Genomic DNA, 11,978 nt, shown 5'->3' on the forward strand with positions numbered 1-11,978 from the left:
CGACGTTTGGGAGATGCTATCCGATCCACGCCTCGAGGCGTCATCTTTGCAAGATACACACGAACTCGCCCGATAGTTCAGAAAATCAACTCGCCAAGTAAGAAACCAAGCTTTTCGAACGGGAGTGCCGTATGATCGACCTATGTCGAACGCCCTAAGAGTTGCCCAGGGAACATTCGGTCGCGTCGCGCTCCTGGATATGGATCGTCCCCTTGTGCGTCATGCCCATCCGCATTGCCACGTGCTCCTAAAGGTAGAAGGCGCGGACACCAAGTTTTGGGTCCGCGACGATCTTGTTCCGTTGACGAGCGAAAGCGCCGTCCTCGTCAATGCCTGGGAGTCGCATGCCTACGCGCATGATCCACGTCGCCCGCCGACCATTATTTTAGCACTCTACATCGAGCCGCGGTGGCTCGCAGAATTTAGACCGAATTGGACCGCAAGCGGCAGACCAGGCTTCTTCGCCGAGGCGGTCGGCACAATTACACCTCGCATCCGCGCGCTTGCCGACACGATGGCCCGTACCATGGTTTCCGAGCCGGAAGCCCAACATCTGCACGAAATCCTCCTGTCCGACTTGATGATTGCGGTCATCGAGCGCTTCACCCCATGGCGCGACTCGGCCGTCTCGCTGCGGGATCTGGGGCGGGGGCTGAGCGTCGACCGGCGGATCCGGGCCGTCGCCGCCCGAATCGACGAAGATCCAGGCGCGGTGGGGCATATCGACGACCTGATCACGGCCACGACCGTCTCGCGCGCTCAATTCTACCGTCTGTTCGAAGCCTCCTTCGGCGTTTCGCCAAGGGTTTATCTAAACGCAGCCCGGCTAGAGCGTGCCGTCCGGGCGGTGTCTGACAGCGACGCCAGCCTTTCGGTGATCGGCGAAAGTCTCGGTTTTTCCGTTCCCTCGCATTTTTCTCGCTTCTTCCACGATCACGCAGGCTCCTCGCCCTCGGTATTTCGTGCGGTAACGCGCTGCACGCGCGATCTTGAGACACCTCGGTAAGCATTGATACCCGGCGGGATCGCAAGGCGAGAACGCCACTCCTAGGCTGCTCTTTGGTTTGGCGCTCTCGACAGTCGAGAGCTCCGGGAGGAGACCAGGACATGACCGCCATACCGCGATCGAGCGGCTGGACGGGTCGTTCGGTGCCGCGCGTCGAGGACGCGGCGCTGCTGACGGGCCGTGGCCAATACGTGGACGATCTTCCGATCGCAGTGGGCACGCTGCACGCGGCAATCTTGCGCTCGCCGCACGCGCACGCCAATCTGCGCCGCATTGACTCGACGAAGGCGCTCGCGCTGCCCGGCGTCGTCTGCGTCCTCACAGGTGAAGACGTGCGTCGCTTGTCGCGCTCGATGACCGTCGGGGTGAAGGCCGACGTCGAGGCTTGGCCGATTGCAATGGACCGGGTGCGCTACGTCGGCGAGCCGGTGGCCGTGATCGTGGCGGCCGATCGTTATCTTGCTGAGGACGGGGCTGATCTCGTCGAGGTCGAATACGAGACCTTGGCCGCCGTGGTGGATCCGCAGGCCGCCACCGAGATGGATGCGCCGACGCTCCACCCAACGCTTGGTGGCAATGTCATCAACGAGCGCCGGTTTCAATACGGTGAACCGGCTGCAGCCTTCGAGAACGCCACGCGTCGTGTGGGCGTCACGATAAGCTACCCCCGCAACTCAGGCACGCCGATCGAGACCTACGGCGTTGTCGCGTCCTACGCTCCCGGCGAGGACGCCTACGACGTCACCGCCAATTTTCAGGGACCCTTCTCAATCCATGCTGTGATCGCTCGCGCCCTCGGAGTGCCTGGCAACCGGATGCGCCTGCGCACGCCACCCGATTCCGGTGGCTCATTCGGCATCAAGCAGGGTGTGTTTCCCTACGTCATTTTGATGGCTCTAGCCGCGCGCGTCGCCAATCGGCCGGTCAAGTGGATCGAGGACCGGCTCGAGCACCTGTCGGCCTCCGTATCGGCCACGAACCGGGTCACCACTCTGGAGGCAGCCGTTGAGGCGGACGGACGGGTCACGGCGCTACGCTGGGACCAACTCGAAGACTGTGGTGCGCATCTACGTGCGCCTGAGCCGGCCACGCTCTACCGCATGCACGGCAACATGACAGGCGCCTACGCCATTCGCCATGTCGCCATCCGCAACCGGATCGTCCTCACCAACAAGACCCCGACCGGCCTCAACAGAGGGTTTGGCGGCCCGCAGATGTATTTTGCGCTTGAGCGGCTGATGCAGCGCATCGCGATCGAACTCGAACTCGATCCCCTCGACGTCATCTCCCGCAATCTTGTTCCCGCCGGTGCTTTTCCCTACCGCACCGCCACCGGTGCCCTGCTGGACAGCGGCGACTACCAGGCGGCCATGGCAAGGGCGATCGAGGAGGGCGGGCTGGCCGACCTTCTCGAAACGCGCCGGGCGGCCCGCGAGCAAGGACGGCTCTACGGCATCGGCTACACGGCCGCGGTCGAGCCGAGCGTCTCCAACATGGGCTACATCACCGCCGTCCTGTCTCCCGCCGCGCGCCGCAAGGCCGGGCCGAAGAGCGGCGCGCAGGCCACCGCCACGATTGCGATCGATCCGCTTGGCGCCGTGTCGGTCAAGGTCGCCTCCGTGCCGCAGGGGCAGGGGCACCGCACCGTGCTCGCTCAGGTCGTTGCCGACGTGCTGGGCCTCGATCCCGGCGCCATCCGGGTCCTCGCCGACGTCGACACGGCACGCGACGCGTGGTCCATCGCCTCGGGCAATTATTCGAGCCGCTTCGCGCCCGCGGTCGCGGGCGCTGCCAAGCTCGCGGCCGATCGGATTGCCGCGAAGCTGAAGCGTGTGGCCGCCGGCCAGCTAAACGTGACGGCGGACGAGGTGGAGCTATCGGACGGTCGCGCCTATGCGCGCAGCAACACGCAGAACGCCGTCTCTTTCGCGCGCGTCGCCGCCGCGGCGCACTGGGCCCCGGGCACGCTGCCCGACGACGTCGATCAGACGATCCGCGAGACCGTGTTCTGGACCCCGGAACAGTTGATCGCGCCAGACGACGAGGACTTGGTCAATTCCTCGCTCTGCCATGGCTTCATCTTCGACTTCTGCGGCGTCGAGGTGGACCGGCTCACCGGCGCCGTGCGCATCGACCGATACGTGACGATGCACGATTGCGGCCGGATCCTGCATCCCGGCATGGTGGCCGGGCAGGTGACGGGTGGTTTCGCCCATGCGGTCGGCGCGGCGCTGTTGGAGGAATATGCCTACGGTCCGGACGGCAGCTTCCTGTCCGGGACGCTGGCCGACTACCTGATCCCGACGGTCATGGAAGTCCCCGAGCCGATCATTCTCCATTACGAAAGCCCGTCGCCCTTCACCCCCCTCGGGGCGAAGGGGGTGGGTGAGGGTAACTGCATGTCGACCCCCGTCTGCCTCGCCAATGCGGTGGCGGATGCCTGCGGTTTCGACGACGTAACGCTTCCGCTCGTTCCCGCGCGCCTCGCCGACCGTCTCGCATCCGAAGAGAAGCCGTCTCGCGACGCACCCAAGACGGTTCGCGAGCCCGCCAAGCCCGGCGAGCGCAAGCTGACGGGCGAAGGCTCGGCGCTCGTCGCGGCGCCCCGGCAGGCCGTCTGGGACATGCTGCTCGATCCCCGAACGCTCGAGGCGGTGATCCCCGGCGCGCATGGCGTGCGCAAGGTGTCGCCCACGCGCTTTCTCGCCGACGTCACGCTCGGCGTCGGTCCGGTGAAGGGGCGCTACCGTGCCGAGATCGAACTGACTGATCTGAACGAGCCCGAGGCCGTCACCCTTTCGGGAGGAACCGACGGCGCCCTCGGCTTCGGCCGTGGCTCGGGACGGATCACGCTGGTCGAAACCGCGACGAACCAGACCACGCTCCACTACGCCTACGAGGCCGTGATCGGCGGCAAGGTGGCTTCCGTCGGCGGTCGCCTGCTCGACGGGGCGGCACGCGTCGTGATCGGGCAGTTCTTCAAGTCGCTCGCCAGCCACGCCGGCGGCGGAAGGGGATCGGCGACCGGCATCCTGTCGCGCCTGCGCGGCTGGTTCGGGAGGGGCGCATGAAGCCGGCGCCCTTCGATTTCGTTCGCGCCGAGACGCTGGCCGAGGCGCTCGAAACGCTGGCCCGGTCGGGCGAGGACGGTCGTGTGCTGGCGGGCGGGCAGAGCTTCGTGCCGATGTTGAACATGCGCCTGGCGCGTCCCGGCGTCCTCGTCGACATCATGGGTGTTGCGGAACTACGAGGACTCGACGTCGCGAAAGGCGTCCTGCGCGTCGGCTCAGGCGTCCGGCAGGTCGAACTGGCGCGTTGGCCCGATCTCGACACCCGGCTCCCGCTACTGGCCGCCGCCATCCCCTATATCGGACATGTGCAGACGCGGTCGCGCGGAACGGTGTGCGGCTCGCTGGCGCATGCCGATCCCAGCGCCGAGCTCCCCCTCGCGCTGATCGCCTTGGAGGGCGAGATCCATCTGCGAACGAAGAAGGCGCGCAGAACCGTCGTGGCGCGCGACTTCTTTCTCGGCATGATGGCGACCGCGCTGCAGCCCGGCGAAATGATCGAAGCGGTGTCCTTTCCGCTGCGGCGTGCGGGCGAAGGCTTTGGCTTCCGTGAAGTGGCGCGGCGCCATGGCGACTACGCCGTGGTGGCCTGCGCGGCGGTGGCCGGTCCGAGCGGCATTCGCCTGGCGGTAGGCGGGGTCGGCGACGTGCCGGCGCTCCGAAGTATGCCCGATCCCGCGAGCGGCGATCTGGAGGATGCTCTGAACGACTTCGCCTGGGCGCTCGATGCCCGCGAGGATCTCCATGCCACCCCGCGCTACCGGCGCGAACTCGTGCGCCGTCTCGGACGCGAAGCCATCGAGGAGGCGATGAGATGCCGAAGCTGACGAAGGCCGAACGTCATGCCGTCCACTTCACCCTGAACGGACGACCCGTCGAGGCATGGGCGGAACCGCGCACCCTGCTGACGGACGTTCTGCGCCATGGCCTGGGCGCGACCGGCACGCATGTCGGCTGCGAGCACGGCGTCTGCGGTGCATGCACGGTCGAGATCGACGGTGAACCCGCCCGCGCCTGCCTCGTTCTGGCGGGACAGATGGACGGCCAACAGGTCCGCACGGTCGAGGGGCTGGAGCCGGAGGCCGGACGCCTGTCGGTGCTTCAGGAGGCGTTCCGCCGTCATCACGGGCTCCAGTGCGGCTTCTGTACGGCAGGCATTCTCATCACCCTGGATCTTCTCTTCCGGGCCCGTCCGGACGCCGACGAGGCGCAGATCCGCGATCACCTGTCGGGCCATCTTTGCCGCTGTACCGGCTACGCGCCGATCATGCGGGCCGCTCTGGACGCCCGAGATCGGCTCAACCCAGCACGACGGGAGGAAACGCATGCTTGACCTGGGAACGAGCTTTCTGGCGAGCGTCGAGCGCGATCCGCATGCGCTGGCGATCGTGGATGGCGCGACGCGCCTGACCTACGCCGAATGGCTGGCACGGATCGCCGCGCTGGCACAGGGGCTGACGGATGCAGGCCTTCGACCGGGCGAGCGCGTTCTGACCCTTCTGCAGAACCGCTGGGAGAACGCGACTCTCCATTGGGCCTGCCAGTTCGCAGGCCTCGTCATCACCCCCCTCAACTGGCGCGCCAAGTCCGACGAGGTCGACTATGCGCTGGAGGATTCCGAGGCACGGCTCCTCGTCTACGAACCGGTCTCCCTCGACGCCGTGCAGGCCAGCGTCCGGGCGAAGGACGTGATGCGGTGGCCTATCGAGGCGAAGGACCGCGGCGCAAGCGTTGCCGGGCTCATGGCGGAGGGAGCCGACGCCTTCGAGCCGCGCGCGTCGGCCGGGGACTGGTCGCTGATGCTCTACACCTCGGGCACCACGTCTCGCCCCAAGGGCGTGCCGCGACGCCATCACGCCGAGCGTGCCGGTGCGCTCGCCCATGTCGCCCAGAACCTCTATCGGCACGGCGAACGTACGCTCGGCGTCATGCCGCTCTACCACACGATGGGCGTCCGCTCGCTTCTCTCCACCTCGCTGATCGGCGGTGCGTTCGTCTGCCTTCCGCGCTTCGACGTGGAAGGCGCGCTGAGGGCGATCGAGGAGAACGCGATCACCAATCTCTATCTGGTGCCGACGCTCTACCACGACATCGTACACCATCCGTCCTTTGCGCCCGACCGCGTCCGCAGCGTTACCAAGCTCGGCTTCGCGGGCGCCTCGATGACCGATGGCCTCATGCGCCACCTCGGCAAGAGCTTCCAGCCGGACCTCTTCGTCAACCATTACGGCTCGTCCGAAGTCTATACGTTCACGATCGACCAAAGGGCCGCCGACAAGCCGGGATCGGCAGGCAGGGCTGGCATCAACCAGATGGTTCGGGTCGTGACGCTTGGAGAGCGCGACGCCTCCAGGCGCGCAGCACCGCGCGAGGAGGGCGAGATCGCCGTCCTCCTCAAGGGGGACGAAAGCTTCGAGGGCTATTGGAAGAGGCCGGAGGCTGACGCGAAGGCGATCCGCGACGGCTGGTACTTCACGGGGGACACCGGCTTCTTCGACGAGGACGGCGACCTGTTCGTCACCGGGCGAACCGACGACATGATCATCACCGGCGGCGAGAACGTCTCGCCGGTCGAGATCGAGAGCTGCCTGTCGCTCCATCCCGCCGTCGACGAGGTGGCCGTCGTCGGCCTTCCCGACGAGCGCTGGGGCAAGGTCGTCACCGCCTTCGTGAAGCGTTCGGGCCCGGTGAGCGAGACCGAACTCGACGAGCACTGCAAACGCTCCGGCCTCGCGAATTTCCGGCGCCCACGCGCCTACGTCTTCGTCAACGCCATTCCGAAGAGCCCCGTCGGCAAGCTCCTGCGGCGCCTTCTAGTGGCCGGGGACTACGAACCCGAAGCCGTCGCTCCCGCCCGCGTCGGCGCCTAACATTCCCCCGGAAGGATCCAGAACCATGAGCGAACCACATCGCTTCGACCATCCGCAGCTTCACGCCCTCGACGGCTTCAAGGTGACGATCGACCCGTCTGGCGAGCGCGCCGACATCGTGCTCGAACGCGCCCCCTATAACGTCGTGTCGATGGCCGCGCGCGACCAGTTGCGCCTCGCCTTCGAAGCCCTCGACGCGGACCCGCGCGTGCGCGTGATCGTCCTGTCGGGCGCGGGCCAGCACTTCTCCTCGGGCGGCGACATCCGGGGCTTCCTCGAAGCCAGCCCCGAACATGTCTCCAAGCTCGCCTGGAACGTGGCGGCCCCGGCGCGCTGCGACAAGCCGGTGATCGCGATGAACCGCGGCTACTGCTTCGGGGTAGGCTTCGAACTGTCGCTCGCCTGCGACTTCCGTCTGGCCTCCGAGACGACGCTCTACGCCCTTCCCGAACAGAAGCTCGGCCAGATCCCCGGATCAGGCGGCTCCGCGCGCCTGCAGAAGATCGTCGGTGTCACGCGCACCAAGGATATCGTGATGCGCTCCCGGCGCATTTCCGGACAGCAGGCCCTTGACTGGGGCATCGCCACGGAATGCCATGCCGACGACGCGCTTGAGGCAGCCGTCGCCGCGCTCGTCGACGAGTTGCGCGGCTTCTCGCCGCTCGCCCAGCGCACGGCCAAGAAGCTCCTCAACGACAGCGACGACGCGCTTCTGACGACCGCCATCGAGCTGGAGGGGCTAAACTACTCGCGTCTTCGCATGTCTGAGGACTTCCGCGAGGGCGTCGAAGCCTTCCACGCCAAGCGCAAGCCGACCTTCCGGGGCGCCTGAGGCGGCGGAGGCCCGCGTTCGGCCTCGATCCACCGATTGCGAACCAGTGCTGCGCCTCCGTCCCGGTCTCCGGAGCGGACTGGCAGAGGCGTGTCCGATTTTATCAACACCGGCATCTAAGACCGGCTTTCGTGGAGGAAACCATCATGTCGACGAACGATCCGGCCGATCGGCTTGCACCAGAGCCGCCCACCCGGCGCCAGATCATCACGGCCGCCTCGGCGTCCCTGTTCGGCTGGGGTCTCGACCTCTTCGACCTCTTCATCCTCCTCTACGTCGCGCCGATCGTCGGGCGCCTGTTCTTCCCGTCGGAACAGCCGATGCTGTCGCTGGCGGGCGCCTACGCATCCTTCGCGGTCACGCTTCTAGTGCGCCCGCTCGGCTCGGCGATCTTCGGCTCCTACGCCGATCGCTTCGGGCGCAAGCGGGCCCTGATGGTCGCAGTCACGGGCGTCGGCATCTCGACCGCGATTTTCGGCCTCCTGCCCACGGTCGGGCAGATCGGCTGGCTCGCCACTGCGCTGTTTCTGTTCTTCCGCCTCATACAGGGCATCTTCGTCGGCGGCGTCGTCGCGTCCTCCCATACGATCGGGACGGAAACGGTCCCGGAGCGCTGGCGCGGGTTCATGTCCGGGGCGATCGGCGGCGGCGGTTCGGCCGTCGGCGGCCTCTTGGCCTCGCTCGTCTTCTTCGTTGTCTCGCTTCTATTCCCCGGAGACGCTTTCGCCGAAACCGGTTGGCGCGTGATGTTCTTTTCGGGTCTCCTGACCTCGGTGATCGGCCTCGTCATCTTCCGGAACCTTGAGGAATCGCCGCTGTTCAAGCAGCTGCAGGCAAGGAAGGCCTCGACGAGGGCGACCGCACAAAGGGAGGCCTCTCCTGTCAGGACGCTGTTCTCGCGTCCGCAGCTCAACGGCTTTCTGCTGACCCTGCTTCTGTCGTTCGGCGGCGGCTCGGCCTACTATCTGACGTCGGGCTATCTTCCCACCTTCTACAACGTCGTGAACGGGGTTCCCGGACCATCCGCGTCGCTCATGCTGATCTTCGCCAATTTGGGTGCCGCATTGGGCGCCTGCGGCGGGGGTGAACTCAGCCAGCGCGTCGGCCGCCGCCCGGCCTTCATCGGGATGGGGATCGTTCGGCTCGTAGCGTTCCCGCTGCTCTTCCTTCTCATGGGAGGCGCCACAGGGCTCTGGACGATCGCCCTCTGTGGTTTTGCTCTGTCGTTCCTGGCCAATGCCAGCTACGGCCCGCTCCTGATCTATCTGAACGAGCGCTTTCCAACCGCGATCCGCGCGACCGGGACGGGCTTGTCCTGGAACATCGGCTTCGCGCTCGGCGGCATTCTGCCTACCTTCGTGTCCCTCGCGGCGGGCGGTCCGTCCGGAATTCCGACGACCCTGGCCATCTTCACGGTCGCCGTCACGCTCGTCTATCTTCTCGGCGCCTTCCTTACGCAGGAGACGCGGGGCAATCTGGAACGGCTGTAGCGGTCCCGTGATCTACCGGAGCCATGGTTGGATGGAGCGAAGACCCATGGTTCGGGACGTCAAGTTCATCCGGATCGACGGCGCCCGGATCGAACTGCGCAAGGTTGCGGGCGCCGGGACGCCGATCCTGCTTCTCCACGAGGCGCTTGGTTCCCTCTCACTCTGGGACACGTTTCCCGAGCGCCTCGCGGCGGCGACGGGTCATCCCGTGATCGTCTGGTCCCGTCAGGGCTTCGGACGATCCGACCCGTTGCCCGAACCGCCGGGCACGGACTTTCTCGAACGGGCCGCAGACCAGACCCTCGCGCTCATGCATGCTTTGGGCATTGATGAAGCGCATCTTTACGGACACAGCGACGGCACTGCGATCGCCCTCCTCGTCGCCGCGAGCGCTCCCGAGCGCGTTAAAAGCCTCGTTCTGGAAGCACCACACGTGACGGTGGAGCCTGGTGCGCTCCAAGCGATCGAACGGATGCGCGAGCGGTTCGACACTGGCGATCTACGCGAACGACTCGCACGGCACCATGATAATCCAGACGCCGTCTTCTGGAACTGGGCCGGGATCTGGCTGAACCCGCACTTCCGGGACTGGTCGATCGAGGGCAGCCTCCAAGCGGTTCGCGCTCCGACCTTGTTGTTTCATGGTCAGGACGACACCTATTTTAGCATCGACCAGATGAGGCGGATCGAGGCCCTTGTCTCCTCAGCGAAGGCCATCATCATTGCCGATTGCGGTCATTCTCCCTTCCGAGAGCGACCGGACCTTGTGGTGACAGCTGTGACACGGCATGTTTTAGCGGCCGGCGCAGAGAGTTCTCCGTCGCGATGAGAGCACGTTCGGAAGGATGCCCGATTGCATCGATAGGCTCGAATGCAGCCAATAGGGTGACATACCGCTTGTCGATGCACTGAACACCAGAGCTTATCTCGCCCATTGTTCAGTCGGCAGATTTCGAGCATGCGTTCGGCCAGGCCGCCGGGCGGTATGGCGCTCCAGCGTCAGGCCGTGATGCTGCATGATCCTCAGCAGAGATCCCTTTTGTTCCAATTTCAAGCGCCGGACACCTGGAACAGCCGTCGAATGAATCGCGCTTCCGATCCGCCGGCGAGACTGTCGTCCATCAAGCGAAACTGACCATCCAAACATCCGCACGATCTCAGACGGCTCTGTTACAAAGTTTTTGGCGTGTAGAAACCTGTGCTACTGCTTCCAGCCATCGACCGGCAACTGCGTCTAAAACTTGGCTCTACGGATTGGTTGGACCTACAACAACTGGCTCAATCGAATGCGGACAGGTCTCGGTCTGGACGGATTTTCTAACGTTCCAGCACCCGAAGAATCTTTGCAACATAGCCGGCCGTCGCATAACCAAAACGCTCTTCACTAATGCAAAGCAACTCCACCTTGCCGCCCATCTTGAGATTGCCAAGCGCATCCTGAAGGCCCTCGGAATCAAGCTTCAAAATCTTTGGCGTTGTGGACAAAGTCGAGATCGTCGATCAGTTCGAAATTAGCGACACCAGCTTTCGCGCGAGCGGGTGGGATGAATAGGTTCAACCGTAACCCATGCTTCCCATCGCGTTGAAGCCGTCCACGATGATGTTCCAGATCTTACCGGACACGGTGATGCCGGACAGCGGCAGGCAGGCTTAGATCAGACCTTTCTCGAAGCGATGGGACTTATTATTCGCGCAGCCGGGGCGGAGCGCTCGGGGTGCCGCCAACGTCGCGGTAGACGGCTGCGACATTCTCCTTCGTAACGGCAAGTCCGGGAATGACGATCCACGGAGGCACGGATCGGCCCGTCAGCGACAGGATCGCCGCTGATGCTGCGGTGAGCCCTTGTTCGAAAGGACGCTGCGCTGCGACACCGCGCAGAAGCCGGCCTTCGATGAGGGCTCGCGCTGCGGCGCTGCCGAGATCCACGGTCGTCATCGACGGCGTCGGTCGGCAGGTGGCCAGGACCGGCAAAGCCGCAACAGCCGGCTCGTCCCAGACGATGAAAAAACCGTCCGGTACGGTGCCGCATTCAAGATAGGCGGACACGGCTTCGCCGGCCCGGCCGGGTGCTTCGAACTTGATGTGGTCGAGGTGGATGTCCGGGCGCTCTCGCCGCATCCATTTGCAGAAGGCGATGTCGCGCTGGGCCGTCGCGAAGTAGTCGACATTGTAGGCGGCGACGCAGACGCGGCCTTCGCGCGGCATATGGGGGGCCAGCAGTTGCGCGGCGATCTGCCCGAGGCGGAAGTTGTCGGCGGAGATGGCGCTCACATAGTCGCGGTCCGGCAGGAGGCCGGAGGGGACGTTGTCGAGGAGGACGAGGCGGATGCCGGCGGCGGACAGACGGCGAAACGCATCCGCGACGGCCGTGCCGCCAACGGGAATAGCAATCACCGCGTCCGGGCGTGCCGTGATCAGCCGCTCGACGGCCGCGACCTGCAAGTCCGGCCGATAGTCGCAATCGATGATGTCGGCCAGATGCGCCTCCGCTTGCGCCAAGCGCGTCCCGATGCCGGCGATCTGGCGCTGCGACCAGTCCGAGGCCTGGGTGTGCAGGAGCACCGCAATCCTGAACCCGCACATCGCCGCCTCGGCGCAGACCTCCGGCGTGAGCCGCGCGAGCTCGGAACCGGCGGGACGCTCGCCATGGGGGCCGAGGCCAGTTTCCGCGGGGACGACGGCCTCCTCCATGTGCGTCATGAGCGGTTCGC

The 11,978-nt window shown here is 65.6% G+C and carries 10 protein-coding genes; 8 read left to right on the forward strand and 2 right to left on the reverse strand.

Annotation, left to right across the window (positions count from 1 at the left end):
• Positions 1-142: 142 nt before the first annotated feature.
• The 8 genes from GGR04_RS20440 (at position 143) to GGR04_RS20475 (ending at position 10,095) form a co-directional block, all read left to right on the forward strand.
• On the forward strand, positions 143-1,006 hold the full coding sequence (locus GGR04_RS20440) for a helix-turn-helix transcriptional regulator (protein WP_183201984.1): 864 nt from the start codon (positions 143-145) through the stop codon (positions 1,004-1,006).
• Between the two features lie 101 nt (positions 1,007-1,107).
• The gene (locus tag GGR04_RS20445; protein ID WP_183201986.1) at positions 1,108-4,077 is read left to right on the forward strand and encodes a xanthine dehydrogenase family protein molybdopterin-binding subunit; all 2,970 of its coding nucleotides are present in this window, start codon (positions 1,108-1,110) and stop codon (positions 4,075-4,077) included.
• Positions 4,074-4,901, forward strand: coding sequence for an FAD binding domain-containing protein (locus GGR04_RS20450; protein WP_183201988.1), 828 nt, complete (start codon positions 4,074-4,076; stop codon positions 4,899-4,901). The genes GGR04_RS20445 and GGR04_RS20450 overlap by 4 nt, the downstream gene beginning before the upstream one ends.
• Entirely contained in the window at positions 4,889-5,407 is a 519-nt protein-coding gene (locus GGR04_RS20455) for a (2Fe-2S)-binding protein (RefSeq protein WP_183201990.1), read from the forward strand. Before GGR04_RS20450 ends, GGR04_RS20455 begins: the two co-directional genes overlap by 13 nt.
• A complete protein-coding gene (locus tag GGR04_RS20460; protein ID WP_183201992.1) occupies positions 5,400-6,944 on the forward strand; it encodes an AMP-binding protein in 1,545 nt (514 codons plus the stop codon). The genes GGR04_RS20455 and GGR04_RS20460 overlap by 8 nt, the downstream gene beginning before the upstream one ends.
• 25 nt (positions 6,945-6,969) lie before the next feature.
• Positions 6,970-7,776, forward strand: a complete 807-nt coding sequence (locus GGR04_RS20465) for an enoyl-CoA hydratase/isomerase family protein (protein WP_183201994.1) — start codon at positions 6,970-6,972, stop codon at positions 7,774-7,776.
• A gap of 146 nt (positions 7,777-7,922) precedes the next feature.
• Complete coding sequence (locus GGR04_RS20470) at positions 7,923-9,266, forward strand: MFS transporter (protein ID WP_183201996.1); 1,344 nt, start codon at positions 7,923-7,925, stop codon at positions 9,264-9,266.
• Positions 9,267-9,312: 46 nt separating this feature from the next.
• Positions 9,313-10,095 (forward strand): alpha/beta fold hydrolase, encoded by a 783-nt coding sequence (locus GGR04_RS20475; protein ID WP_183201998.1) that lies wholly within the window; start codon positions 9,313-9,315, stop codon positions 10,093-10,095.
• Between the two features lie 488 nt (positions 10,096-10,583).
• Here GGR04_RS20475 and GGR04_RS20480 read toward each other — a convergent pair whose 3' ends face one another.
• Both GGR04_RS20480 and GGR04_RS20485 read right to left on the reverse strand, forming a co-directional pair.
• Complete coding sequence (locus tag GGR04_RS20480; RefSeq protein ID WP_183202001.1) at positions 10,584-10,730, reverse strand: hypothetical protein; 147 nt, start codon at positions 10,728-10,730, stop codon at positions 10,584-10,586.
• Between the two features lie 220 nt (positions 10,731-10,950).
• Complete coding sequence (locus tag GGR04_RS20485) at positions 10,951-11,958, reverse strand: substrate-binding domain-containing protein (RefSeq protein WP_183202003.1); 1,008 nt, start codon at positions 11,956-11,958, stop codon at positions 10,951-10,953.
• Positions 11,959-11,978 lie beyond the last annotated feature (20 nt).

Origin of the sequence: Aureimonas pseudogalii (genome assembly GCF_014196835.1) — a bacterium.
Lineage (GTDB): Bacteria > Pseudomonadota > Alphaproteobacteria > Rhizobiales > Rhizobiaceae > Aureimonas > Aureimonas pseudogalii.